Source organism: Rhodoferax sp., assembly GCF_028714215.1.
Lineage (GTDB): Bacteria > Pseudomonadota > Gammaproteobacteria > Burkholderiales > Burkholderiaceae_C > Rhodoferax.
In genome coordinates, this window is the sequence record NZ_JAQTMS010000005.1 from 114,543 (window position 1) to 137,958 (window position 23,416).

General features: G+C 61.7%; 26 protein-coding genes. 4 read left to right on the forward strand and 22 right to left on the reverse strand.

Going from position 1 to position 23,416, the window contains the following annotated elements; all coding sequences use genetic code 11:
• Window positions 1-3 precede the first annotated feature (3 nt).
• The 21 genes from traF (PHS32_RS03940) to PHS32_RS04040 form a co-directional block, all read right to left on the reverse strand.
• Complete coding sequence (gene traF / locus PHS32_RS03940; protein WP_301077524.1) at window positions 4-891, reverse strand: conjugal transfer protein TraF; 888 nt, start codon at window positions 889-891, stop codon at window positions 4-6.
• Window positions 892-901: 10 nt separating this feature from the next.
• Window positions 902-1,303, reverse strand: a complete 402-nt coding sequence (locus PHS32_RS03945) for a hypothetical protein (RefSeq protein WP_301077525.1) — start codon at window positions 1,301-1,303, stop codon at window positions 902-904.
• The gene (gene traN / locus PHS32_RS03950; RefSeq protein WP_301077526.1) at window positions 1,300-3,711 is read right to left on the reverse strand and encodes a type-F conjugative transfer system mating-pair stabilization protein TraN; all 2,412 of its coding nucleotides are present in this window, start codon (window positions 3,709-3,711) and stop codon (window positions 1,300-1,302) included. The genes PHS32_RS03945 and traN overlap by 4 nt, the downstream gene beginning before the upstream one ends.
• Before the next feature lies 1 nt (window position 3,712).
• Entirely contained in the window at window positions 3,713-4,495 is a 783-nt protein-coding gene (trbC, locus tag PHS32_RS03955) for a type-F conjugative transfer system pilin assembly protein TrbC (RefSeq protein WP_301077528.1), read from the reverse strand.
• Entirely contained in the window at window positions 4,485-5,519 is a 1,035-nt protein-coding gene (locus tag PHS32_RS03960) for a TraU family protein (protein WP_301077529.1), read from the reverse strand. Before PHS32_RS03960 ends, trbC begins: the two co-directional genes overlap by 11 nt.
• Window positions 5,516-6,157 carry a type-F conjugative transfer system protein TraW gene (traW, locus tag PHS32_RS03965; protein WP_301077530.1) on the reverse strand — a complete coding sequence of 214 codons (642 nt, stop codon included), beginning with the start codon at window positions 6,155-6,157 and terminating at the stop codon, window positions 5,516-5,518. The genes PHS32_RS03960 and traW overlap by 4 nt, the downstream gene beginning before the upstream one ends.
• Complete coding sequence (locus PHS32_RS03970) at window positions 6,154-6,507, reverse strand: hypothetical protein (RefSeq protein WP_301077531.1); 354 nt, start codon at window positions 6,505-6,507, stop codon at window positions 6,154-6,156. Before PHS32_RS03970 ends, traW begins: the two co-directional genes overlap by 4 nt.
• 36 nt (window positions 6,508-6,543) lie before the next feature.
• Window positions 6,544-7,011: a conjugative transfer signal peptidase TraF gene (gene traF / locus PHS32_RS03975; protein WP_301077532.1), complete on the reverse strand. Its 468-nt coding sequence runs from the start codon at window positions 7,009-7,011 to the stop codon at window positions 6,544-6,546.
• 131 nt (window positions 7,012-7,142) lie between these two features.
• On the reverse strand, window positions 7,143-7,511 hold the full coding sequence (locus PHS32_RS03980; protein WP_301077533.1) for a hypothetical protein: 369 nt from the start codon (window positions 7,509-7,511) through the stop codon (window positions 7,143-7,145).
• On the reverse strand, window positions 7,508-10,072 hold the full coding sequence (gene traC, locus PHS32_RS03985) for a type IV secretion system protein TraC (protein WP_301077534.1): 2,565 nt from the start codon (window positions 10,070-10,072) through the stop codon (window positions 7,508-7,510). The genes PHS32_RS03980 and traC overlap by 4 nt, the downstream gene beginning before the upstream one ends.
• 8 nt (window positions 10,073-10,080) lie before the next feature.
• Window positions 10,081-10,746, reverse strand: coding sequence for a type IV conjugative transfer system lipoprotein TraV (gene traV, locus PHS32_RS03990; RefSeq protein ID WP_301077535.1), 666 nt, complete (start codon window positions 10,744-10,746; stop codon window positions 10,081-10,083).
• Window positions 10,743-11,552, reverse strand: a complete 810-nt coding sequence (locus PHS32_RS03995; RefSeq protein ID WP_301077536.1) for a DsbC family protein — start codon at window positions 11,550-11,552, stop codon at window positions 10,743-10,745. The genes traV and PHS32_RS03995 overlap by 4 nt, the downstream gene beginning before the upstream one ends.
• The gene (locus PHS32_RS04000; RefSeq protein ID WP_301077538.1) at window positions 11,536-12,948 is read right to left on the reverse strand and encodes a TrbI/VirB10 family protein; all 1,413 of its coding nucleotides are present in this window, start codon (window positions 12,946-12,948) and stop codon (window positions 11,536-11,538) included. The genes PHS32_RS03995 and PHS32_RS04000 overlap by 17 nt, the downstream gene beginning before the upstream one ends.
• Entirely contained in the window at window positions 12,945-13,823 is an 879-nt protein-coding gene (locus PHS32_RS04005; RefSeq protein WP_301077539.1) for a type-F conjugative transfer system secretin TraK, read from the reverse strand. Before PHS32_RS04005 ends, PHS32_RS04000 begins: the two co-directional genes overlap by 4 nt.
• Complete coding sequence (traE, locus tag PHS32_RS04010; RefSeq protein ID WP_301077540.1) at window positions 13,810-14,376, reverse strand: type IV conjugative transfer system protein TraE; 567 nt, start codon at window positions 14,374-14,376, stop codon at window positions 13,810-13,812. The genes PHS32_RS04005 and traE overlap by 14 nt, the downstream gene beginning before the upstream one ends.
• 20 nt (window positions 14,377-14,396) lie before the next feature.
• A complete protein-coding gene (gene traL / locus PHS32_RS04015; protein WP_301077541.1) occupies window positions 14,397-14,696 on the reverse strand; it encodes a type IV conjugative transfer system protein TraL in 300 nt (99 codons plus the stop codon).
• A 27-nt stretch (window positions 14,697-14,723) separates the two neighbouring features.
• Window positions 14,724-15,077, reverse strand: a complete 354-nt coding sequence (locus PHS32_RS04020) for a hypothetical protein (protein ID WP_301077542.1) — start codon at window positions 15,075-15,077, stop codon at window positions 14,724-14,726.
• Between the two features lie 149 nt (window positions 15,078-15,226).
• Window positions 15,227-15,976, reverse strand: a complete 750-nt coding sequence (locus PHS32_RS04025) for an OmpA family protein (RefSeq protein WP_301077543.1) — start codon at window positions 15,974-15,976, stop codon at window positions 15,227-15,229.
• Window positions 15,973-16,497, reverse strand: coding sequence for a lytic transglycosylase domain-containing protein (locus tag PHS32_RS04030; protein ID WP_301077544.1), 525 nt, complete (start codon window positions 16,495-16,497; stop codon window positions 15,973-15,975). The genes PHS32_RS04025 and PHS32_RS04030 overlap by 4 nt, the downstream gene beginning before the upstream one ends.
• 226 nt (window positions 16,498-16,723) lie before the next feature.
• Window positions 16,724-17,224, reverse strand: coding sequence for a hypothetical protein (locus PHS32_RS04035; protein ID WP_301077546.1), 501 nt, complete (start codon window positions 17,222-17,224; stop codon window positions 16,724-16,726).
• 680 nt (window positions 17,225-17,904) lie between these two features.
• Window positions 17,905-18,942, reverse strand: coding sequence for a glycosyltransferase family 4 protein (locus PHS32_RS04040; RefSeq protein WP_301077547.1), 1,038 nt, complete (start codon window positions 18,940-18,942; stop codon window positions 17,905-17,907).
• A gap of 123 nt (window positions 18,943-19,065) precedes the next feature.
• Between PHS32_RS04040 and PHS32_RS04045 the strand changes: the two genes are divergently transcribed.
• From PHS32_RS04045 to PHS32_RS04060, 4 genes are all read left to right on the forward strand, one after another.
• The gene (locus PHS32_RS04045) at window positions 19,066-19,503 is read left to right on the forward strand and encodes a MarR family transcriptional regulator (RefSeq protein WP_301077548.1); all 438 of its coding nucleotides are present in this window, start codon (window positions 19,066-19,068) and stop codon (window positions 19,501-19,503) included.
• Window positions 19,504-19,658: 155 nt separating this feature from the next.
• Complete coding sequence (locus tag PHS32_RS04050; protein WP_301077549.1) at window positions 19,659-20,774, forward strand: efflux RND transporter periplasmic adaptor subunit; 1,116 nt, start codon at window positions 19,659-19,661, stop codon at window positions 20,772-20,774.
• Window positions 20,755-22,311 carry a DHA2 family efflux MFS transporter permease subunit gene (locus tag PHS32_RS04055; protein WP_301077550.1) on the forward strand — a complete coding sequence of 519 codons (1,557 nt, stop codon included), beginning with the start codon at window positions 20,755-20,757 and terminating at the stop codon, window positions 22,309-22,311. Before PHS32_RS04050 ends, PHS32_RS04055 begins: the two co-directional genes overlap by 20 nt.
• Before the next feature lie 12 nt (window positions 22,312-22,323).
• Window positions 22,324-22,794, forward strand: a complete 471-nt coding sequence (locus PHS32_RS04060; protein ID WP_301077551.1) for a universal stress protein — start codon at window positions 22,324-22,326, stop codon at window positions 22,792-22,794.
• A 142-nt stretch (window positions 22,795-22,936) separates the two neighbouring features.
• Here PHS32_RS04060 and PHS32_RS04065 read toward each other — a convergent pair whose 3' ends face one another.
• On the reverse strand, window positions 22,937-23,362 hold the full coding sequence (locus tag PHS32_RS04065; RefSeq protein ID WP_301077552.1) for a hypothetical protein: 426 nt from the start codon (window positions 23,360-23,362) through the stop codon (window positions 22,937-22,939).
• Window positions 23,363-23,416: the final 54 nt, after the last annotated feature.

The following is a 23,416-nucleotide window of genomic DNA, read 5'->3' on the forward strand; positions in this document are numbered from 1 at the left end:
CTCCTACGGTAAAACAAACTGACGGCCAATCTGGCTGGAGGCACCGGGCAGCATGGCGTCGGCCTGCGGGGTCGAAACGAGTGCAATGCGCTCCAGCAACTGCGCTTCGGACAGCACGCCAAAGCCAATCGGTGTGATCTTTCCGGTGAAGGGTTGGGCCAGGAACACGGCGGGGACCTGGGTCACCTTCAGGGTGGTGGCGATGCCGTTGTCGGCGCGTGCATCCGGAAACCCCGGTATGGGTCCGCCATCCACGCCAATGGCCACGACCTTGATGCCGTGACGCACCTGGAAGGCTTCCAGCGTGGGCGCAAAGGCATGGCAGTACGGACAGTCGGCGCGGTAGAAGAAAAACAGCACATGGTCCCGGCCCAAGTCGGCGATGGAACGGGAGCGTTCTGTGAGCTGTTGTTTCTCAAACACCTCCAAGGCTTTTGCGCCCACCGGCCTGCCCTGCAGCGTTGGGTCAAGTTCCGGTGTGGCCCAGGCCACGCGCTGCGCCACGTCCGCAAAATACGAGGCCCGCTCAACCACCTGGGATTCGAGCTCCATGTAGCGGCGCACATTGGCTTCGGTCGGCTGCATGATGGCGATGTTGCGGGTCTCCTCTACGGTCTTTTGCAGGCGCTCGAAGGCTGCCAGTTCGGGTGCCTTGAGGGGTTGGACAGGCATCGGTACCGCAGGCGAAACGGTTTTTGGGGGGACTGCAGGCTTGCCCTCGCCGCCGTCAGGCTCCGGGTCTTCGTAGAAGTGCCAGCCGCGCCAGGTGTCCGACCAGTAACGACTGGGAGCTTCCTGGGCGCTGGCGGTCAAGGCGCCGACTGTCAAAGAGAGCGCGCAAAAAACCGTGACCACCTGGGTGATGGCGGAGTAGGAAGTCGGGTTGTTCATGGCGACTCATTCACAGCAGGGACTTCGGCGGCATGCCGTCAAGGCAGTAGTTGATGCCGAATTCCATGGTCTGCTTGCGCGGCGCTGGGGTCCCGGGCAGCAGCACACCGTCCTGCCTGAACAGCACCTTGAGGCGGCTGCAGCCTGGTTGCTGGTAGCGCCGCTCCGTCGTGACATCGATAAAAATCGGTGACGTACCGTTGAACCTCCGAGTGATCGCGTCAGCGACATCCCCCATCAAGATCCCGTGCGCTTCGCCATCAGAGGCCTGGATCGCAGCCAGCATCACCGGCCGGGCATCCGAAACCTCGGCGCGGGGGATCATGCGCGCGGAATCGCTGGCAAAGACCGGTGTCGCCAACACAATCAATGCGAAGGCGCCCATGGCGAGCAGGAATGTGGCGGATTTCATTGGCATTTCCCCTGACCGTAGTAGCAGTTGGTGGCCCGGTTGGCGTTGCCGCTCTGGAGGGCGTTCACATTGGGCAGTTTGGGCACGATGGACGCATAGAACTCGGTCAGATCCATCCGCGAGAAGTCCATGCTCTGCAACTGGGCAATCGAGAAACCCGAACACTCAGGGTCCTGGGCACTGCCCCAGCCCTTGCCGAACTGCTGGCGCCCCTGTTCATTGATGATCCGGGCCAGCTTGCTGTTGAAACAGCACTTGCCGGTGGTGTTCTCGATGCACGAAACGCAATAGCCGAAGATGCGGATGCAGGAGGAGCAGTAGCTGCCAATCGTGTGGCACAGGCCGGCACCTTCCTTCATCGCGAGTTTGCCTTCGCTTTCGTTGCAGGACGTCATCGACATGACGACGTAGATCACGACCGCGATGGCCAGCGACCAGGGATCGAAGGCAATCACCATGCTCTCGCCTGAATACATCACCGCAGAACCAGCGGGCAGGGCAGTGCCATTGACGGCGACTGTGACGCCATAGCTGGTAAACGAGCCGCTGAATCCCCCGCTGGTGAGCAACGCTGAAAGCCCTTGGTAGAGAAACTCGCGGTTCTCCGAATTCATCAGGACGTCGAACACCAGCCGGGAGCCGGTGCCGAACAGGCTCTGGTTGCTCATGCCTGCCCCGGACGCGTCTGCCGCGCAGCAGTTCGTGAACAGCCGGTCCCGGCAACTGTTGGCCTCGCCCTTGAACACCTGCAGGTTGTCTGTGTCCAGGTACACGCCTGCCTCGCGTGCTGCCTCCATGAAAGACATGGAGCGCGCAAAGTCGCTGTCATTCGTGTAGCTGGTGTTGAAGCAACTCCCCGCGAGGCAGAACACGTTGGCGGGGCAGTTCGATGCTGTCATGTTCGTGCCCAGTGCTACCGGGCAGGTATAGCTGTTCTCGGTCACCTCGCAGACGCCCGTGGTGGCGTTCATCTGGCGGCAGGCCGTGCTGGCCGGCGTGCATCCTGCCGCAATCAGTGGGGCGCACTCGTTGGAGCCGGCGCCCTGCGGACAGGACAACGGTGTCTCGTAGCGCCAGCAGGCGCGTGTGACCGGAACGCCGTCTATGCTCTTGGTGGCTGGTCCGTCGACACAGCGCGCCGCACCGGCCACCTCGCAGCGGGTGCTGGTTCCGTTTCCTTGGCTCAGGGTTGGGCATTGGTCATCCCATTGATCTGTTTCAACCACAGCAGTCCGGGGTCGGTCGTAACCCAGGGTCATCTGCGCAATGGGGCCGTAGGCGGGATTGACGCGCCAACCCTTGATGGGGCGCTGGGAAGAAACCGTCCAGTAAGTGCTCTGCAAGATGCCCGTCACGTCATAACCAAAGTAAGACGAATACGTCGCTGACGGTGCATAGCAGGTGGGTTCATCCAGGTAGCTCGACGAGTAGTTGTCGCCGCTGCCGGTCCAGGTCAGGATGTTGTTGCCACTTTGCGTCCCGATCGGGCAGGCATCGTAGACCTCCAGGAAGGGGCGTACTTGCGTGCAACTGTAGTTCCCCGCATCGCCGCCACTGCCGGTGCAGATCGTCCGGTAGGTGTTGGCCACCATGGCTGTCAGGTGACAGGCGTCGCCGATGCACTGGTTGTCGGCCACCCAGACGCCGTTCGGACCATCAGCCCAGTCGTACGGCGTGCTGGGCAGCGCGGCCACCTGGCGCGGAAACACCTGCGGCGTCGTCATGTCAACGTCGAAGAAGGCCTGCGTCGCACCGTTGTTGGTGATGCGGAAATGCTGCTGCGAAACTGGCCGATCCGGCACGCACTGCACGTCCAGTCCGGTGTTGTCCGATCCGGCGTGCGCGAACCAATCTCCCGGCGTGCAGCTTTCGCTGCGCGCCACGGAAACGCTCAGGGTGCGCGCGCACGACCGCTGGATGTTCCCGCTGTACCGGCGGCAGACGCGGGATTCTGTCGTGGCGGTGGCCGTGGTGCTGACCTGGCAGCCGCTGTAGTAGCTCGCGATGTCTTCCAGCGTGGTGGCCGGGTTGCCGGCGATGCGGCGTGCCGCCAGCACCGCCGGGTCATTGAGGGAGACGCCGTCGCGCGGCGTATTGGCCGAGGACAGCGCACCGCGCAGGGCCTGACACACCGGGTCGTTGGGCGTCAAGGCGCAGGCAGCGAGCCGGGCGTTGGCTTGGCCCGACAGGTTGGGCTGGCCGTAATAGGCGCTTTCAGGCGGCGCCGTTGTGTAACCGGGCACGACCTCGGTGGCCCGGGGTGTCGTGATCTGCGCGCGGGTGACGGTATTGGCCGCCTGGCCTGCCGCCGCGCCTTCATCGTGCGCTTGCGCCAGCGCAGCGGTTTGCGTCGTGACGAAGCACAACAGGGTGAACCAGGTGACAACAAGACGAATGGAGCGGCGCATGTCAGTTCCCCTGTCCCTTGATGCGCCGCAGGAATCCCGAAGCGTCCTTGGCGAACTGCGGCGACCCGCGTTGCATGTACTCCAACGCATAGTCGAGGCTCACGTCGCCCGTGGTGCGCAGAAAACCCTCGGGCGGCGCGCAGAGGCCGCTGGCACAGGAGACCGGTCGCGTGCCGTCTCGCACCAGCACGAAGCTGGGCACGCGCTCAATGTCGAAGCGGTCAAAGGCCTGCGGATCGATCTGGACGGCCACCTGGCGCTGACCGATCAGGCCTTGCACCTGGGCTACGGTGGTGCGCAGCGAGCCGCCAGCCAAGCCTCGGATGAACACCGAAGCTTGGGCGCGCGCCGCCTGATCCACCAGACGCCGGAGCGTGGCTTGAGGCATGGACAGGCTGATGAACACGAAGAGCCCCGGCCCTGTCGCGAGTCCCTGTGCCTGCGCCATGGCGTCCGACTGCGCGCTGTAACCCTTGGCCAGCGCTTCCAGGTCGATAAGGGCGTTGGTTTGGGGTTGGGGCAGGGAGTCAATGTTCGGCTGGACCGGCACAGGGGCCGCGCTCAATTCGGCCTCTGTGGGTGCGCGGTATTTCTGCCGCGCTCTTTCCAGGTCCTGGTCCGTGATATTGGGCTGCTCGCGGCGGGCGCGCTCCAGGTCTGCCTCCGTGATGACGGGAACCGATTGGGCCCAGGCGGTGCCCATGCCGGCTGCGCTGCTCAGAAGCAGGACAGTAAGTGCCAGCGAAATACGCATGAAGGGACGGATGAAAGGATCAGAAGCCAACACAGCAGTTCCTCTTTCTGAACAACATGAAGGCGAAGTCCTCGCCCATGACCGGGTATTCCTTGCCTGCGCCCCAGGTGACGGTGGTCCGCCCGAAGGGTTGGCAGCAACGCCCGCCTTCCTTGTCGGTGGCGGGGATGGGGTAGGTGAGCTGGGTCTTGTAGGCCGTCTTGTCCATCACCGGCAGGAAGTAGGGGCCGCACAGGCCGGCGCGCCCATGCCAGCCCCAGGCCACCAGTTCGCGGTGCAGCTTGGCGGTCAGCCGCTGGGCCATCAACTCGGCGGTACGAACGCCGCCCAAGTGGTAGGGCACATGGCCGTCGAGTGGATACAGGCCACCCTGGCAGCCGGCGCACCAGAACATCTCGCGGATGCCAAAGCCCAGGGAGGCGGCCACGCAGTCGGCGGCACAGGCCGCAATGGCGACCGGGTTGGCGAACAGCACCGCATCGGGATTCAGGATCAGCGTCAGCTCGTCGTCGTTCCAGAGCGGATCCACTTCGGTGACGTAAGCCAGGTCAAACGACCCTCGCTCCAGGCACGGGAAATCCGTCACCACCTCCAGCCAGTACATCACCGGGTTGGTGTAATAGTGCGCCTGGTAAAAACTCCCGCCGTCGCCATCCCCTTCGGACTTTGTGAACCGGGCCGCTTCGGGCGCCGGAATCCCCGGATCGAGGTTGATGCCGCCCAGCGAGGTCAGGCAAAAGGGCTTGCGCACCGCCTCAACATGCCGCGCCGGCTCCCAGAAGCCGATGGACAGGCCGATGACCGGGTTGACCCCGCAGCTGCACACCGGGCTGCCGGGGTTGGCTATGTCCTCCTGGTCGCCGAAGTTGGCAATGCGCGCGCTGCCGATACTGATGGGCAGAATGCAGGACCAGCAGATGTCCGTGATCGGATTGGGGAACTTGCCGGTGCAGGTGGCGACGCCGGCGGCGGGCGCAGGGATCGGTAGCAGGCCCAAGATCAGGAGGAGAAAGGGTGCGAGCGCAGCCGCAATCCGGTGAAGCAGCCGATTCATTTCGTGACCTCCAGTTCGTCGATGCGCAGCCGCTGGCCTTCCTGGGAGACCAGGGCCGGCACCTGGTGGATACCGAAGCGCCGCGTCAGCAGACCCTGCTGGTCGTAATAGACCGGGATGCGCCAGGATTTCATGAGATCCAGGTAGGAGCCGCCGGTCAGGATGGGCTTGACCCGACCCTGGTAGGTTGCCATCAGTTCCCGTGCCCGGCTGACCTGGTGACGGTCGCGCGCGTCAAAGAACAGCAGATGCTTGGACAGCGACACGATTTCCAGCGGGTTCTTGCGTGTGCCTGCGGGAAACAGCAGACGGCCCTGGGCGTCGAGGATGTTGCGGTCCAGGGTGAAGCTTGGATCGACATAGAAGGTTCGTGCAGTCTGTGTGGGCCGGATACCTGAGACGGGCGTTGGGTTGGTGACCGTCTCGACGCCGCGCGCCTTGGCCTCTTCCTCCAGGCGTTTGAGTTCGCCACTGCGCTCCTTTTTGCGCAGGCCTTGCTCGATCATCTTGAGCAGGTGCGGTTCGCTGATCTCGTAGGTGGGGCCGATGACGCCGAGGTCAGTGGCGTAGGCGCAGGACGCGCCGGTCAGCATGGCAAGATCTGTCAACAGAATCTGAAAAACAAGGTGTGGGCTCATCGCGTTCCCTTGTCTGGGCAGCGCAACTGCTGGACCCATTGGTCGCGTGTGGCGGAGTCTTTCAGATGGCTGGCACGGATCAAACCCATCAGCACGGGGTCTCCCTCGCCCTGCGTCATGGCCCGGCGCAGTTCGACCGTGCTTAAGGTGCGCCCGCAACGCTGATAGAAGGCGGCGAGATAGGCTTTTGCACCTTCTTCAGCGGCGGGCGCGATCTGCTGCAAGAGGCCCAGGTAGTCCGCAAGGGGAACGTTGTTGGTGCTCTGCAGGTTTCCACGCGCCGGGCTGGATTGCGCCAGTGCCGACGAATTGGCAACGAGGGTCAAGGCCGCGGCGAGCGCAAGCGTCAAAGGGAATCTCTGAACGGTGGATGGCATGATTTCCCCTCAGAACAGTGGAAGCACGGTGGCGATCACTTGGTCCGCCCGCACCAGGCCGCTGCTGCGGTAGCGCGAGTCGAAGGAGTCGGGGCCGGTGCCCTGCACGTAGTAATGTCCGGACGGAATGACGGTGGCAGCGATCGGCTCCAGGGGGCGCTTGTCAAACGCGTGGGCTTTGGCTAGGCCGACCACCTCACCATTGACCGCGACCGCGCGCCCAACGACTGTCACCACGTCGCCGGGCAGTCCGCGTACTTGCTTGAAGAAGGGCTGGCCACGCAGACCGGGGTAGGTAGCCTGCGCTTCTCCCGCGAAGGAAAACACGATGTAGTCGCCGCGTTCGATGGCGTGCGGCGCTTGGCGAACGAGGGCGACGCGGTAGGGCAGGCTGGCCGTCCAGTTGAACAGCACAGGCAGGCGCGGCGTCGGGTCGATGTAGAGCCGGGTACAGGCCAGGCCCCAGATCGTGGCCACGGGCAGGTACAGGTACCAGCGCCTGCGGACGTGGCGCAGGAATTCTGCCGTGTGGCACCGCAGACCTGACCACCTGCTCGTGTGAGGACCGGCCTGGCTGCTGGGCAGGGATAGAGGTGTGGAGGAGGGCGTCATGGCGTATCCACCTTTCTGCGCAGCAGCGGTGTCAGGTCCACGGTGTGTGGCGTCGGACCCGCAATAGCGCTCTTGAGAACCACCAGGCAGTTGCAATCGCGTGGCAACGCTTCCAGCGCCACAGGCAGGCGCTGCGCAAAGGCGCGAGCCATCAGCAGTGCTTTTTGCCGGTCTTCCTCAAAAGTGGTCTTTGTCAGGATCTGGGTGAACTCGGCTTCCTTGGCCCGGTAGACCTCGGCGACATCGACCATGCCGACGACCAGGGCTGGACGCACCACGATACGGTCATAAAGTACCAATCCAGCAGCGACAATGAGAAGCGACACCAGCGCGTTCGCAAGGAATTGGACAATGGGCGTCTTCATACCGCATGCCCCCGGCGGCGCAGCAACTCGGTGATCGCCTCGTCCACGCTCAAGCCCTGAGCCCGCAGCTCGTCAATCGGCGCGTTGTCCTCCAGCTTGTTGGAAAACAGCAGGTGGGTGGCCGGATCGAGAATGTTGCGCGCCACACCTTCACCGACCGGCGACGAGATGTACAGCTCGGAGAACACTCCCGCCTCGGTGCGCAGCGAATTCAGCAGGCGCTTCTTGGGCTCGTCCATGGCAAGCCGGCCCTTGCGGTCCAGCATTTCGATCGATTCCGGCTTCTGGCGCAGCAGGAATACCCAGTCGGAGCAGTTGAAGGCGGCCTCCATCTGGGCTGATCCGTAAAAGTCATCGGCACTCTGGGTTGCCGTACCCAGCGCGCCGCCGTATTTGCGGGCACGCCGGGCCGCTTCTTCGATCACGGCGGCCTTGACAGGATCGTCGGCACCCATATCTCCGAGCTGCTGCTTGAGTTCGTCAATGAACAGAACCTTGCGCCGGTTGCGCGTCAGGTACATCTCGCCGGTGATTTGGTGCAGCAGCAGGATGTTGACCACGGCATGCAGGTCGGGTCGGCGTTTCAGTTCCTCGTTCTCGATGACGATGAAATCGTTTGAGAAGTCGACGTTGTTGGGACCCTCGAAGAAACGCTCGTACTGGCCACCCCTGGCGTAAGGGTTGAGCATGACGGCCAGGTCCTTGATGCGCTGGTCATTGACCATGCCCAGTTCTTCGAGGGTGCCGGTCTTGAATGCATCGCGCAGGGCGGTGATCCGCAGATCCCTGCCATGCTCCCGGAACAGCTTCAAGACCATCGCCGAGATCGCCTTGTACTGGACTTCCTCCAGCGTGTGCTGCATCGACGCCATCTTGGCGATGCCGGGCACCAGCATGTCGATGTCCTCGTTGATGTCGGTGATGTGGGTGAACTGGTTCAGGCAGATGTCCACATCGGGCCGGAACTCGATGTAGGTGCCCTTGGCCTTGCGGCACAGCTTCTCGAAGGAACGTCCCAGGTCCAGCATCCAGACCTTGGCGCCGATGGCGCGGTAGGACCAGGCCATTTCGTTCATCAGTACCGATTTACCGGACCCCGGGGCGCCGATGATGGCGAAGTTGTAGTTGCCCAGGTCGTTGTCGAAAATGTCCAGCGTCATCAACTGACCACGCCGTCCGCCAAACACCAGGGCGGGGGTGCGGGTACCGCGCCATTCTGCGATCAGCGGCGCCATGTGGATGGCATTGGCCATGGTTTTGCGCGTGACGCGGCGCATCTTTGCCAGGTCCTTGTGGAACTTCTCGGTCAAGGTCATCGGCAGGCTGGCCAGCAGGGCCTGGCGGTGCATGTAGGCGTCGGCATTGAGCTGGAAACCGCGGCCGCGCCAGATGGCGTTCGCTGTTTCATGGGCGGACACGGCTTTCTCAGGCGTTGAGAAGATCGCGAGCTGGTGGTACAGGCTGACCAGGCTGCCGCCGGTGTCGATGGCATCGGCCGCAGCGGTCCAGTCCTGCAACTTCTTGTTGACGTCGGGCATGACGTCGGCCATCTTGCTTTTGGCGTTCTGGGTGGCGCGCACATGGTTCGCCATGACCACTGACTTGGTGACGTTGGGGTCAAGCACGTGCACGCCCATGGTCAGCAGGAAGGGTGCGCTGTACTGCAAGGCGGGCTGCATCAGGTCCCCGATCAACGATCCCATCTGCCACAACGCAAACCGCTCCGGAAAACTCTTGATCGAGTAAAAACGTGCTTCCAGCACGTCCGGGCTGTTCTCCTTCCACAGCGTCAGGCCATTCGGGTGCGGGTCCTGGATGGTGTCGAAGTCGACAATCTGGTCGCGGATTTCGCGGCCATCGTCGTAGCGCAGGTCCGGTCCGTCGGTTTGCGAGATGCGGTCAGGGTTGGTGAACAGCGCGCACCAATTGATGAGGTCGGCGGCGTCGCACACGCGGTTTGGCAAGGAAGCGGAGCGCAGCGTCGAGGCCATCGAGTCCCTCAAGGCCATCAATTCATCCCGTTTGTTGAGGTCCTCGGCATCGCCGACGAAAGACACGCTGAGCATCAGCCGGAAATCCCGGACCGTGTAATGGAAGCCTGCCGTCAGCGACTGCTGCGCTCCCTGCAGCAGGTGGCCGACCCGCTGACGTGCGAGCTTGCGAAACAGGTTGTCATTGCGCGCGGGACGGCCCCACTGCTGAGCCTTCTCGGCCTGATCTTCGTCTTCGACACGTAGATTGGCGTACTGGCGCAGTTGGGTCCGGACATGGGGCGAGGCGAACAGATGGAACTGGATGCCGGTGCCGGGCGGGCAGTTCGCATACAGCGAGACCAGTACTTCGGCCATGCGGTCGTCGGCACCGGACTGCGGCATCACTTCCAGCATGAAGCCCATGCTGTCTCTGTTCACGAAAATCTTCTCGGCCGCCAAGTAGGCGGAATACGGCAGCCAGCTTGCGAACTGCTCAGCCGGGGTGTCGACGGGATGGCCCAGGTTGAACAGGGGTGCGCGGGAGCGCGGCGATGGGGCGGCGGTGGATGTGGGGGAGGACGTGTTCATGACGGGCCTCACTGCGCGCGGTTGAAGGTGGTCCCCGAGGGCATGCCGACAGAGGGTCTACCGAAGGGTTGGGGAGATGCCTGCGCTGGCACTGTGCGAAAGGTCTCTGACGACTCCGTTGCGCTGCTCGTCCCCTGACTGCCCGCCGCCTCCGCTGTCTTGGGCGGCGGGCGCAGCGGGGCATAAGTGTCACGGATCTGGCGTTGTACGTGGTCGATCAGCCATTGGCCGGTGCTGACCTGCACGTAGACGTAACCCTGGTCATAGAGATCGCCGTCCGCATCTTCCCAGGGCTTGGTCCACAGACGCAGGACACGCGCCTGCGAGCGCAGCGGATTGGCCACTTGGGTGGGAATCGGCGTGCCGGTGGTTGCGACAGCTGGCGCGGCTGCCAGAGGAACGTGACGCGGCATAGTCGATTGCGATGGAGCGGATATCGTTGCCGATGCTTCGACTGACTGCTGCTGGCGTTGGCTGGGCAGGTTGTTGTGGAGGGCGTTGGCATAGGTGCCGGACACCGAATCGCAGGCCACGCCTTCGGGTGCTTTGCAGGCGTATTTGGATTCACCGCCCAAGCCGGACAGGTTGCTGCAGCCACTTAGGGCTAGTAATCCCGCCAATGCGACCCCCATAAGGCGAGCGCTCTCTCTCAGAAGTTGAAACCGCTTGCTCATGGCAGAGCCTCCTTGGTGGTTTGTAGCAGGCGTGCTTCCAGCACGCTGCGATCGACGTGACCCTCGGTGCGGCTGCCATCGGCCCAGATCAGGGTGGGTGTGCCCTGCACGGCCAGTTGATGGGCTAGCGCCAGGTTATGAGCGATGGGGTGGTCGCAAGGCGCTCCGGTGTTCAGCAGGGAGCTGTCACCGTGCAGCATCAGACGTTGCCAGGCCTGTTCGCGGTCCGTGGCACACCAGACCGCGATGGGCTTGGCCTCGCCCTGGAACGGCACAAGGAAGGTGTAGACCGTCACGTTGTCGATACCGGCCAACTCGGGTTCCAGCTGTTTGCAGAAGGAGCAGTTCGGATCGCTGAACACGACGACCTTGCGCTGACCGTTGCCGCGCACGGTCTTGATCGCGTCGGCCAGCGGCAACTGATCGAACGGAACTGAGGATGCAGGGACGCTGGTACGAACGACTTCGTCCGATGAGATTGACGCCTGCGCCAGCTTTGGACCTGTGATATCCCGCATCATTTGCGTGTCAAAGAGCCGCCCGAAAATGAAGTAGCGCGGGTTTTTGGCGGCCACATAGGCCACGTTGCCATTCATCCAGACTTCATAGATGCCTTCGACCGGGGAGCGCGAGACTTCGGTGAAGCGGGTGCCGGGGTGGGCCTTCTTCAAAGCGGTCAACAGGCGAGTTTCCTGCGCAGTTTGAGGGCTGGCGGATGTGACCGTGCAGAACAGTGCGGTGACCAACGCCGTAAGCAGGGCACGGGCGGGTGCGCCGGTGCACCGGAAATCAATAGTTGCCATCATCAGGAACCTCCAGGTAGCGGGTTTCGGGGGAAGGGGGCGTGCGCGGCGGCTGGGTCGCGCTGGCCGTCATGGGCACGTCGATGCGCACACCCTTGGTGATGACCACGTCGATTTCGCGGCCGGCATCGACTTCAATGACGGGAAAGGTGTTCTCGGCCAGCTTGATGTAGTACTGGGCCAGTCGGTCCAGCGCCCGACCGACGCCAGAGCCCACACCAGCACGGTAGGCATCACCGCCTTGTGCGCTGGCGACCGTACCGAGTGCCGAAGTGCTGTACTCGGTGGAGGAGGTGGCCATGCCCTGGCCGATGCCGCTGACCACACCGGCCAGCAGTGCGTTGGCCAGCATCTGGCCTTGCTTGGTGACCAGGCGCCCCCGCATGCCGACCTTGCCATCCTCGCCGTAGACGCTGCCCTGGATCTTGACCTCCAGCGTGGCACCATCGGCACGCACGCACGACAGACTCTCGGTGCGCAGGTAGGCCCGTTCCGAGCTGATGTCACCGTAGCCGGCGGCCACCACGAAGCAGTCACGGTACTCGCCGCGGAAACGGTTGGGCAGGATGCTGTTGTCGGACAGGCGGATCAGAACCGGGTGCGGGTTGGACTGCGATTGACCACCCGTGGGCGCATCCAGCCCGCCGAGCAGCGTGCCGCGCGTGAAGCTCACCGGCAGGAAGGTCGAGACGGTTCGGGCGTCTTTGGACGAGTTGACATCCGGCCCCGACCCCGTCGTAGAACTGGCCGCGCTGGTGGGCTTGTTCCTTTCTGCCAGCGTGATGCGGGTGATGCTGGCTGTGGCGGACACCCCGTCAAGCGACCCAGGGAATGGGTTACCCGGCATGCCAACTGGCAGGACTGCCGCCGGGGAGGCCTTGGCGGGTGGTGGTAACGGAGGCAGGCTCGCGGCCGGTGACATGGCCGTGGGAGGTACGGACGTGACGGGTAGCGCCGGGGGGAGCGATGTTGGTGTTTGTGGTGACGTTGGCGGATTGAGGGCCGCTTGCTGCGCCGAAGTGAGCTTCTGCTCCAGGTCGGCGAAGCGCTGCAGAGTCTTGGACTCGAATACCTGCCGGTCTTTGTTCAACCGACCCTGTTCGTCACGCTCGTTCTCGTACTGGGCGAGCTTGCGTCCGGCGGTGCCGACCCATTGGTCTACCGGATTGACCTGGCCACCCGGCGGCATGACGCCGATGTTGGTCACGGCGCTGGGCAGTCCAGTCGAAGTCTTAACCTCGCCGTTCTTCGGGCGCGAATCCGTGAATGAAAAGACCAACCATAGCAGGCCAACGCCGCCGACCAGGATGGTGGCGAGCATCGCGTACTGGCGCTGACGCGGAGACAGGCGCGCCAGCAGGCCACGCAGAATCTGGGACGGGTTGCGTGACGGGTTCATTGCGCACTCCCACGTCGGATCACATAGACGCTGGTGCTTTCGCCCGGGCGCAGGTTGTGCTGTTCGATGGCGATACCGGCGACGTTGCCGCTTTCGCGGTCGAATTCCTGCTCGGCCAGCACCATGACGTCCTGGCTGACGTTCTGCAACAAGTATTTCTCGCCCAGCAGGCCGCGCCCCTCGTACTGGCGTACTTGAGTGAACCGGGCTTCTGCCCAAAGCTGAATGGAGCGGCTGGTCTCTTCGACCCGGATGTCTGCCGGAATCCGGTCCGAGGCCATGGCGACCAGCAGGGCCTTCATGGCGCGGATGTGGTTGGGCGACGGACCGGCGGGGCTCTGTGTAACTGCAGTAGGCTTGAGCGACTTGGGCGTCTTGTCGCGGATGACGATGGTGTCCGCTGGTGTGTCCGCGCGGCGCAGTAGCAGGGTATAGGTGGCGGTCGCCGAGGAAATGAACAAGTTGATGGGTTTGGTCGATTCACCCACCGGTCGGATATAGACCTCGCCTTTGTCGCGGTCGCATTCCAGGACCACGTCGCCGGCTGGATTGGCAGCCGGGGCGCTGGGGCCGCTCGGGCTTGTTCCGGCAGGCATGCCGGGCAGTGCCAATGGTGCCTGCGTGGGGCCGCAATGGCTCGAATGGATGTTGCCGAAAACGTCGGTGATCGGCGAGCCTTCGATACGGATGCGGGTGGGTTCCTTCATCGACAGGATGGCCTCGACCGAGACGCCGTCGCTGGCTTCGATGAGTTGCAGGGCGTGAGCGGACGAGGCGCCCAGCGCCGCGACCGCTATTGCTGCGATGGTCGCCAGGCTGGCGGGTACCGCGATGTGCGCCTGAGGCAAACGCAGCCTTGCTCTATTTGCTCGCATTGGGAATCTCCTTGAAAGTCTTGAGGTGCATGCGTGCGCCCGAATAGCTGAACTCGACCAGGTAGGCCTTGGCCTCGTTGGCCGTCTCAAAACCATTGACGAGGGTGCGCAGGCGGCCCCGCACGACGACGTTTTGCGCGTCCTCGCTGGGCACCAACTGCTGGGGCGCGAAGACCGTGGTGGCGTTGATGCGTTTGAGACGCTCGGCTTCCACTTCCTGTCGGGTCTTGAGAGCACCGTACTGGTCGGACTCGACGTAGCCCAGCAGCATGTCTTTCTTCCAGTCGATGCTCGATGGGGTTACGTCAAGGACCAGCCAGGCCATGAAGCTGGCCATCTGTTCCAGGTACTCGCTGCTGGCCTTGTCTCGGATCACCCAGAAGCTCTTGTTGATGGAAGGCGGCACGATCACGGTGCGTACCGTGCCCAGCAGGTTCAGGATGACCAGCAGGGCGATGATCTGGCCCGCAGCCAGGGCACCCACGGTCAGGCCCAGGCTGCGGTTGCGTCGGCGCATCTCCTTGATGTCGCTGTTGAGGCGTTCGAAATCCATGGGGTTTCCTTCGTGCGCGTTTAGCCGACCATGCGGCGGATGTGGGACGGTGGCGTGGCCCGCATGGTCGTCAGGGGGTTGGCCGGCAGGTGCCAGTACAGCCAGTGGACGGCGAAGGCTGGGTGCCGGTCGGCCTTGAGGCGTGCGATCCAACGCGACAGGAAAATGCCTGCCGCCATGCTCACTGCAAAGGATAGCTTGGTGCCCGACAGGTAACCCACGAAGAAGAAAAACAGCACCGGCGCTGCGACGTCAACGTCCCAGAATCCGAGCTTCCAGGCGTCGTCCAGACGCCGTGGGATGTAGGTGTCGGCTTGCATGCGGGCCTCCGTGTGCTGTTCGATGGCTCAGATGACCGCGCCCATGATGGCGCCGGCGATCACCAGTCCCACCGCCGCAAAAATTGCCAGCCCGACGTAGAACAGCACTGGCCCGAAATTGCGCAAGGCCGACAGCGAGATCAGCGCGACGACGAAACCGACGAATCCCACGAGGGCCTTGATCCCGGGCCCAAGCGCGGAGATCTGTGTCAGGGCCGAGGTGAGCGGTCCGGTGATGCCGGTGAAGCCGACCAGATCGAGGGCGTAACCCGGGAATGTCAATGCGAGCCCCAGAACGGTCAGGACCAGCGCGAGCAGCAGTGACTTGCGGGCCGACGTTTGATGTGAAGAAGCGGAAGTGGTGAGAGTGGCTGTGGACATAGGAATCTCCAGAAGTTTGTGGAAAGAAAACGCATGGATTGAAGATGTTCGGGTAGACAAAGCGGGTGGGAGCGCGTGCGCTCTGCGGGTCGTGAGCAGATGAAGGGACGGACCGATGACGGGGTGCACCGGTGCGAGGTGAGTGCGGCTCATGGCTGTGGTTCCTCATCGCGGATGAAGCGCACGTCGACGCGGCGGTTTAGGCTTCGCCCTTGTTTCGTATCGTTCAGTGCCACGTAGCAACAAGTCCCCTTCGAATCGAACTTCAAAACAGGTGCGAGGCGTGGATATTGGTCAAGCAGGTAGTCATGGACTGCGCGGGCGCGTGCCGCTGCCAGTACGCTATTAGCACGGGTAGACCCGATGCTGTCGGTGCGGCCAGTCGCGACGATGTGCCGGGCATCGAGCACTTCAGCCACGGCCGCATCCAGCGCAGCCTTCCCCGCATCACTCAGCGACGCATCGTCGAACCTGAAATGCACCGTGACCATCTTGATGGCGGAATCTGTGGCATGCCTGGGAGGCGACGCCGGGTCCGCCGCTACGGGAGGCGACGCGGCAACGATTTTTTCTCCATCATCCAGTGGTGAGGCGGTGGTTGGCAGGCGAGTCTGTGGCGGCGATGCAAAAATTTGTGATGAAGGCGAAAGAGATGGTGCAAGGGTTTTGGGTGTGACGGCAGGGCAGGCGGCTGGCGCGCACAGGCTGAATTCGATTTGCTGCCCGAAACCCATCTGGGCCAGGCGTGGCGCTGGCTGAACTACCGAGGCCTGCGCAAATTCGGTTGTCCGCCCTTGTTTGTGCAGCGACAGACTGCAGGATGAGACCAGTAGTGCCGTGCAGATCACCAGGGCCAGGAGTGCGATGTGTGCCCGGGAATTCGAGTAGGTGCACGTCATGGTGACACCCGGACAGCGAGTTGCATGGCGACGGTTGCTTGCGCCGCTCCCGGCTTGTAGCGCGGTGAAGGAGCTTTCGCTGCGGTGAAGGGTTGGCGCGATGGCAATCGCTGATAAACCCGCCACGCATACTTGGCACGGGCTTGGGTGCAGGCCTCGCCCTTAAGCTGCGAACATGCTGCGTTGTAGGCTCCCACGGAATCCCATGACACCCCTCTGCGAGAAAAGCTGTTCGCCAGCAGCCACGCTCCCACGTGGAGGTTCGTGCAGGGCTCAAAGAGGTCGGATTCCCGGATGCCGTAGCGAGCCAGCCTGCGAAAATGCCCGCTGTTGATTTGCATCAGGCCGATGTCGTAGGAGCCCGTGCGCAGAAGGTGCGAACGGTTTACCGCCTGGGGATTCAGGTTGGATTCGACGCGGGCGATGGCGACGAGCAGATCGACCGGTACGCCGTAGCGTTGCGCGGCCTCGTTCCAGCAAGCCAACGCCCAGGTGGGCGTGGCAGCTAGAACAAGCGACACAGTCACTGCTGCGCAAGGCGATAAACGCATGACGCACCCTTTCAAGAGAGCCGAAACGATCCGCCGCAAGGCGAACAACGAGGTCTGGACTGCCTGCAGTGCCAGGCGGTCTGGGTTGGGTTCTGGTCAGGCCGGCGTGATGCCGGGCAGGGTGGGGTCGGAGCGCGGGTCGAGTATCGAGCGGGTTGGGGCGGGTGAGGAACAGTTTGGTCAGTGGCGGCTGGTCTCAGCCGGACAGTGCGTGCTGGCCGTGTTGCGAGCGCTCGGCCATGTTGCGACGCGCCTGCTGGAGGATGCTGATGCCGGACCCGTCTTCTTCTTGGCACAATGCGACGCAGGCAGTGGTCAACTGGTCCAGCTGAAATTTTGGATTCGGATGGCGGTTGGCGGGCGAGCGTTGCAAAGCGAGCAAGAGTTCGTACTGCGTGCGCCACATGGATTCGCGCCGACGTGGTGTCTGGGGCGTGCGCAGCACCAGTTGGGTGCCCAGGAATCGAAAGATGCGCGACGGCGCGTTTTGCTGCGTGAAGACCAGCGACACGCAGGCGGCAATCAGATCGGGGAAACGAAAGGTTGGCGAGACGTTGTCTTCGCTGCGGAGCAATTTATAGAGCCAGACATGCTCATCGAGCCACAGGCGGGTTTCGATGACGTCGTGATGGTCGTCGTTTACCGATGGGGCTGGAATAGGGGTTTGTTGACGGGTCGCTTGCAGGGTGGAAAACATGGTGGCCTATCTCGTTTCAAATGCTGCGGATTGCTCTTTTGAGCGCATGTCTGAAGGGTAGGTCGCGGTCGGGGGGCTGTCCCTGGAGAATGAGGGCTTTGTGAGTGGGATTTCGAAATTTCTTCGCGGCGCTGCGTGTGCTACGGAATGACCGACAGAATTGCTTGTTGGTGTTTAGCTTTTAGACCGTTTGCCCTTTGGCAAGACTAATCGCAGACGTGCCTGTTCGTCACCAAGGGTGGTTGTCTTGCTCTCATAATATCTCGACCAACGGATGTTATGAGAGCGCGGTCCTTGGCACGTGAAACGGTATTTCCAGCACGGACATAGAACCGGATTTTGCCATTAGACAATTAGAGTAATCTTAGGTCATAAAACATATTTGGCTAAATACGCCCATCCCCTCGAAAAGGTAAAACGAGCGTAAAAGCCGACTCTGCAGCTTGTAATCTGCCTAATGCAGCCCTGCCAGTCAGATCACGTAAATGAATTCTCCGTAGCACGAGCCTAGTTCTTTCGGCACGTGCTCCGTCACGAAGATGTCACATCGGACGGCTACTCTCACGGCAAATCAACTTGTCTAGATAACCACATATGAGTCTTTACGCAGTCAGTCGGGATAACGGTGAGGCGCTGTATGCGCAGATCGCCCGTCAACTTGAACAGGAAGTTGCAGCCGGCTATGGCCCTGGAGACTGATAAATTGTTTCGTATTCTCGCGCCACTTCACGCCATCCCCGTACAAAGCATGGAATAGACTTCCTGCGAATTAGTTGTTGTTCAATCGCGTCCACCCACGTTTCAAGCGTTGCAGCAATGGGTAAAACTGAACCGGCATCAGGCGCGACATCTGAAGCCGCACCGCACATATTGGAAATCACTACGGGGACTTTTGCAGCCATTGCCTCGCTGATCACCATCCCGTAAGGCTCAGCTTTAGCGGGGTGCAGCAGCACGTCGAAATCGGAGTAGTGCACTTGATCTCTCCAACCCATCAACTCATAACCACCCGGCCAATCTGCAAAAAGATGTTGCACATCGGCGACCTCTGGACCGATCACGACAAATTTCAAGTTAGGACGGGTGCGCCGCAATTGCTTAACGGCTGCGACCGACAAGAGCAGGCCCTTGCGTTTCCATTCCCTGCCAACAAATCCGATGACGCCACCATCGCTGGGCACATTGCGCGGTTCGCGCGGCACAGCAATCGCTACGCCTGGTACTACAGGCGCAGTGAGCTTGTGTGCAAATTTTGGATAGTAATGCGCCAACTGCTTCTTCATGAGTCGAGAATTCGGAACGATATGGGTCGCAACAGCAAGCTCACGCCGTTCTAAAAACAGCTGCATCGCCACGCGCAACGAAATCAATCGCCACCAGGGCTTTTCAAATATCGTTGCAAATGGCGAACCGTGGAAGGTAGATATGTGATGGCAACTCAACCGCTCGTTGCTGTGTATCAACCATTCGCGATGAGGGTTTGCTTCCAACCAGCAGTTCACCATCCTGCCGAACCGCATCAGTGTCAGCCACCGAGGACGTGTGGCAATCGTGCCCAGTTCGTGAACAACAATGCCGTTATGCTGCTTGACCAGACAAACCTCACACAGAACTTCGACTTGATGTCCGAGAGCACGTAATTCGCGAGCGACTTCCCAAACATAGCGCTCCATACCACCCACCGGACCGAAGCGACGCACCACATAAATCAGTTTCATATCTTGAACAAAATCGACCCTTTGTGTCCGATTGAAATGCCAAGAGTGAGGCATTTTTTGAAGCGCCTAGCACTACAATTACAATTATATTGTAAGCAGTAATTACTATAAGCTCAGCTGTGTATGAAATTCCAAAAAGACAGTCTCGGTTTTCTGTTAGCGGACGCTTCCCGTCTATACCGTCGGGCTTTCCAGCGGCGTCTGGAAGGAAGCTCCCTCACGCTGGCTCAAGCCCGGGCGCTCGTGCACGTGGCCCGTCATGAATGCCTTCGCCAGGTGGATTTGGCCGATTTACTGGAACTGCAACCAATGACGCTCGCCCGCCTGATCGACCAACTGGTGTCTGCGGAGCTGGTGGAGCGTCGCGCCGATCCAGCCGACAGGCGCGCCTATCGACTGTTCCTGAGGCCTGCCGCCGCTGCCCATCTTGCAGCAATCCACGACGTCGCTACGACACTCGAGGCCGATGTGATGCAGGAGCTCGACGAGCAGCAGACCGCCGCTGTCTTCCATGCGCTGAACAAGATGCGCGACAGCCTTGTCTCGCGTCGTGGCGAGTGAATTGCCAGATGCCTGAAACCGCCTCACCCATGAGACGACCTCCGGACGTACGCGACTACGCCGCAGCAGCAGAACCGGGACGCGGCAATGAACCAGGCCGGGTCAGGAATCATGCGACCGCGCTAAGCGAAATCTTGTAATTTATAAGGTGATCCATGATTGAGAGATTAGAAACCGTCAAGCAATCCCTGGCTGACAACCCGCGGATACGTCAGGCGATTTTTGTGGTGATTGTTCTGGTCGTATTGGGCCTTGCGGGCCGGGTCGTCTATCACCGCATGACGCATATTGACGTGACCGATGCGCGCATCGCCTCCGAAATGATCTCGCTGGCGAGCCGGTCCCCCGGTTGGCTGACCGCTCGTCCGGTCAAGGAGGGTGACATCGTTCATCGCGACCAAGTGCTGGCCGAAATCTATGCCCAAAACGCCAGCCTCGCGGCCAGCGCCCAGGAGGCCGGCTTGCAGAGCGCGCAGGCGGAGGTTAAGCGTATCGATCAGTTGATGGTCGAAACTCGCGCCGCTACCCAGGCAGCAGTGCAGGAAGCGAAAAGCCAGCTCGCTTCCGTCCAAGTGGCCATCGAACAAGCGCGTTTGAACGAGGCCAAAACCCAGGCGGATTACCTGCGTGACCGGGATCTGGCGAACAAGCAGTTCGTCTCCGAGCAGCGTGTGCAGCAGAGTGAAACGGTCTACAAGATAGCGCAAAGTGAAAAGGAAAGGCTCACCTCTGAAGCCAGCGCCGCCCAGGCCCGGGTAGCGAGGGCGCAGGCTGCCGCAGGCCTCGACTCCCTGGCGGCTCAGGCGCAGCGGGCACGATCAGATGCGGAGGGTCTTCAAGACCGACTCAAACTATCCCGTCTCGATGTGCATGATCTGCGTCTGGTCGCCCCCGTGAAGGGCGTGGTGGACCGAACCTTCGCCAATACCGGCGACTATCTTGCCGCCGGTCAACGCGTACTGATGATGCACGATCCCGAAGCCATCTGGGTGGAAGCCAACATCAAGGAAACCGACCTCGCCGACATCCGCCCCGGTCAGAGCGCTGAAATCACCGTCGATGCCTACCCTAAGCGGGTGTTCAAAGCCCGGGTGAGCCTTATCGGTAACAGCGCCACCAGCGCTTTCGCCTTGCTGCCAAACCCGAACCCGTCGGGCAACTTTACCAAGATCGGCCAGCGCATCCCGATCCGCTTGGCAATCCGCCAGGAAGGTTTGCTGCTCAAGCCCGGCATGATGGTGGAGGTATCGCTTGACACCCGCCAGCATTAGCGACCCGCTCGCCCCCTATTTCGAGCGCTACGGTCCGGCCTACCGGTGGCTGGTGATCTTGACCACCATGATGGCCACCATTACTACGTCGCTGTCAACGACGGTCGTGAATGTGGCCCTGCCTGACATCATGGGCGTCTTCGGCATTGGGCAGGACCAGGCACAGTGGATGTCCACCGGCTTTCTCGCCGCGATGACCGGCTCCATGCTGCTCAATGCCTGGCTCAACGAAGCGATCGGGATGCGGACCACCTTCATTGGGTCGCTCGCGCTGTTCTCGATCGCATCGGTCATCGGCGGACTGGCACCGAACGAGAACATGCTGACTTTCGCGCGTGTGGCCCAGGGTGCCGCTGCCGGCATTCTTCAGCCGCTAGCGATGATCATGCTATTCCGTGTTTTTCCGGTCAACGAGCGCGGGCGGGCGATGGGAATTTATGGCATTGGGGTAGTGCTGGCCCCGGCCATCGGACCCACTCTGGGCGGCTGGCTGATCGACAGTTACGACTGGCGCTGGGTGTTTTACATGGGCCTGCCGACTTCGGTTGCGGGGATGCTGTTGGGCTCGGTTTTTCTGCCTGGGCGCCTGGGCACCGACAAACCGCGCCGTTTCGATTTCTTTGGCTTGCTGCTGCTCACCCTGTTCCTGGCGATCTCCCTCAGTACCGTGGCCAACGGTCAGCGCGAGGGCTGGGACTCCAACTTCATCGTGAGCACGTCATGGAGCGGCGCCATTCTCCTGCTCGCATTCATCGGATGGGAGCTCAAGACCTCGGAGCCGCTGGTCAATCTCAGGGTGTTCGGCGTTTCACGCTACGCTGCGGCGGCCGCAGTGGCGCTGATCTTCGGTGCCGGCATTTTCGGCTCCTCCTACCTGGTGCCTTTGTTCGTGCAGACGGTCCAGGGCTACACGCCAATGCGCGCAGGCGAGGTACTGATCCCGGCCGGGCTTGTTTTGGGTCTCGTCTTTCCGATTGCCGGACGGCTGACCGACCGCCTCCCGGCCTACGTCATGATCGCCACCGGACTGTTCATTTTTGGGCTCTCGAACCTGCTGATGTACGACGTTGCAGTGGACACCAGTTTCTGGCACATGGCGTTGCTCGTCATGCTCGGGCGGGTCGGCCTCGGCGTGATCATGCCAGCCCTCAACGCCGGCGCGCTATCGGTCTTGCCAACCGAGATGTTGGCGCAGGGGACCGGCACCATCAACTTCGTGCGCCAGTTGGGCGGAGCATTCGGCGTCAGCCTGTTGTCGGCCGCCACAGAGATGCGCTTCGCCTTCCATGCGGACGCGCTGACCGCGAGCCAGACCGCAAGCAACGGTACCACGTTCGATTTCATCAATCGCGTCGGCAGTCTCGACAGCCTGTGGGGAGTTCCAGTCACCCAGACTCTGGCAGGTGCCCTGAACTACCTTGGCCAGATACTCGCCGCTCAGGCGCAGAGCCTGGCCTATGGCGATAGCTTCGCACTGGTGGGAATCGTCTGCTGTATGGGCATCCTGCCCGCATTGTGGATGCGTGCAAAACACTAAGGAGAAAGAAAAATGTTTCAAAATATCGTCTTCGCCTACGACGGCAGCGTCGAGTGCCAGGATGCGCTCGAAGAGGGCATCGCCCTGGCGCGCCGCTTCGGTGCCCGTTGCCAATTGGTGGCGGTCATCCCGCCGTGGTCAGCCATGGCATTGGCCACCGGGCCATTGCCCGAGGGTGTGCTGGAAGACCAGCAGTCCGAGGCTGCCGCCATTCTCGAGAATGGACTCGCCCGGCTGCGCCAGGCCGGGTTGGAGGCGACAGGTGTCATGAGGGTATGGGAAGAACCCGCCGAAGCCATCGGCGCCTTCGCCCGCGAGGTCGGCGCCGACCTTGTCATTGTTGGCCACCACCAGCGCTCGGCCTTCAGCCGCTGGTGGCGCGGGTCGGTCGGTCATTCCCTGCTGGATCAATTGCCGTGCAGTCTGCTGATTTCCAGGCAAGGCAATGTGATGAAACAGGCGCGGACCGGCAAACCCGTATGATCAAATCCGGACCTGATCGGGTTTTTGTTATTTCTAATTCGAGCGGCGCTGGCGCGCCGAGTCAAACCCAAACTATGCATTGGCGCCCTGGTTCGTACGTGGCCGTTTGGGGCTGATAGATGCCTTCGGTGAATCAGTATCACTAAGGCGTTGCCTCTTTGTGAGTAATGTAAAGCATCAAACTGGCGGCGACGGCCAGGTGACTCAGGAATCCCGACACGCAGTCGGGGACGGCTGCCGGGGCAACTGCCCAGAAAGGGTATGTCATGATGGCATTGAAGACGCAATACGAAATCCAAACGTAAGCAATCGCAACGGTTGCCATTCCTAAGGCGAAGAGAATGCCCGAAAAAACACCAGCGATCACCAACACTGCATAGAGCCAGTCAAGAGGCGAGGCGTCGCCAATCACAATTCGGCTCCAGCTTTGTTCATTAGACACAACGGAAATAGTAGCGCTAACCACGAAGAAGGAAGCCATGGCCGCACGTCCCCAGCGGGCTTGCAAAATGTAGGGGTCGCGTGGCATGGTGGAAGGCAAATCGGTGGCTTCAAGCGTGAAGCGCAACCCAGTTTGGTTTTGTGGCCGTGCCCATTTCTCGACCCCAGCTCTCGCCACCCA

Excerpts from the sequence above, each read along its gene's own strand:
- PHS32_RS03960 (WP_301077529.1), bottom strand. The coding sequence starts at position 5,519 with ATGAATCGGCTGCTTCACCGGATTGCGGCTGCGCTCGCACCCTTTCTC.
- PHS32_RS04040 (WP_301077547.1), bottom strand. The coding sequence starts at position 18,942 with ATGAAACTGATTTATGTGGTGCGTCGCTTCGGTCCGGTGGGTGGTATG.
- traC (WP_301077534.1), bottom strand. The coding sequence starts at position 10,072 with ATGAACACGTCCTCCCCCACATCCACCGCCGCCCCATCGCCGCGCTCC.
- traL (WP_301077541.1), bottom strand. The coding sequence starts at position 14,696 with ATGCAAGCCGACACCTACATCCCACGGCGTCTGGACGACGCCTGGAAG.
- PHS32_RS04060 (WP_301077551.1), top strand. The coding sequence starts at position 22,324 with ATGTTTCAAAATATCGTCTTCGCCTACGACGGCAGCGTCGAGTGCCAG.
- traV (WP_301077535.1), bottom strand. The coding sequence starts at position 10,746 with ATGAGCAAGCGGTTTCAACTTCTGAGAGAGAGCGCTCGCCTTATGGGG.
- PHS32_RS04035 (WP_301077546.1), bottom strand. The coding sequence starts at position 17,224 with ATGTTTTCCACCCTGCAAGCGACCCGTCAACAAACCCCTATTCCAGCC.
- PHS32_RS04050 (WP_301077549.1), top strand. The coding sequence starts at position 19,659 with ATGATTGAGAGATTAGAAACCGTCAAGCAATCCCTGGCTGACAACCCG.
- PHS32_RS04000 (WP_301077538.1), bottom strand. The coding sequence starts at position 12,948 with ATGAACCCGTCACGCAACCCGTCCCAGATTCTGCGTGGCCTGCTGGCG.
- PHS32_RS03945 (WP_301077525.1), bottom strand. The coding sequence starts at position 1,303 with ATGAAATCCGCCACATTCCTGCTCGCCATGGGCGCCTTCGCATTGATT.
- PHS32_RS04005 (WP_301077539.1), bottom strand. The coding sequence starts at position 13,823 with ATGCGAGCAAATAGAGCAAGGCTGCGTTTGCCTCAGGCGCACATCGCG.
- PHS32_RS04020 (WP_301077542.1), bottom strand. The coding sequence starts at position 15,077 with ATGTCCACAGCCACTCTCACCACTTCCGCTTCTTCACATCAAACGTCG.
- PHS32_RS03980 (WP_301077533.1), bottom strand. The coding sequence starts at position 7,511 with ATGAAGACGCCCATTGTCCAATTCCTTGCGAACGCGCTGGTGTCGCTT.
- traF (WP_301077524.1), bottom strand. The coding sequence starts at position 891 with ATGAACAACCCGACTTCCTACTCCGCCATCACCCAGGTGGTCACGGTT.
- PHS32_RS04025 (WP_301077543.1), bottom strand. The coding sequence starts at position 15,976 with ATGACGTGCACCTACTCGAATTCCCGGGCACACATCGCACTCCTGGCC.
- traE (WP_301077540.1), bottom strand. The coding sequence starts at position 14,376 with ATGGATTTCGAACGCCTCAACAGCGACATCAAGGAGATGCGCCGACGC.
- PHS32_RS04045 (WP_301077548.1), top strand. The coding sequence starts at position 19,066 with ATGAAATTCCAAAAAGACAGTCTCGGTTTTCTGTTAGCGGACGCTTCC.
- PHS32_RS03995 (WP_301077536.1), bottom strand. The coding sequence starts at position 11,552 with ATGATGGCAACTATTGATTTCCGGTGCACCGGCGCACCCGCCCGTGCC.
- traN (WP_301077526.1), bottom strand. The coding sequence starts at position 3,711 with ATGCGCCGCTCCATTCGTCTTGTTGTCACCTGGTTCACCCTGTTGTGC.
- traW (WP_301077530.1), bottom strand. The coding sequence starts at position 6,157 with ATGAGCCCACACCTTGTTTTTCAGATTCTGTTGACAGATCTTGCCATG.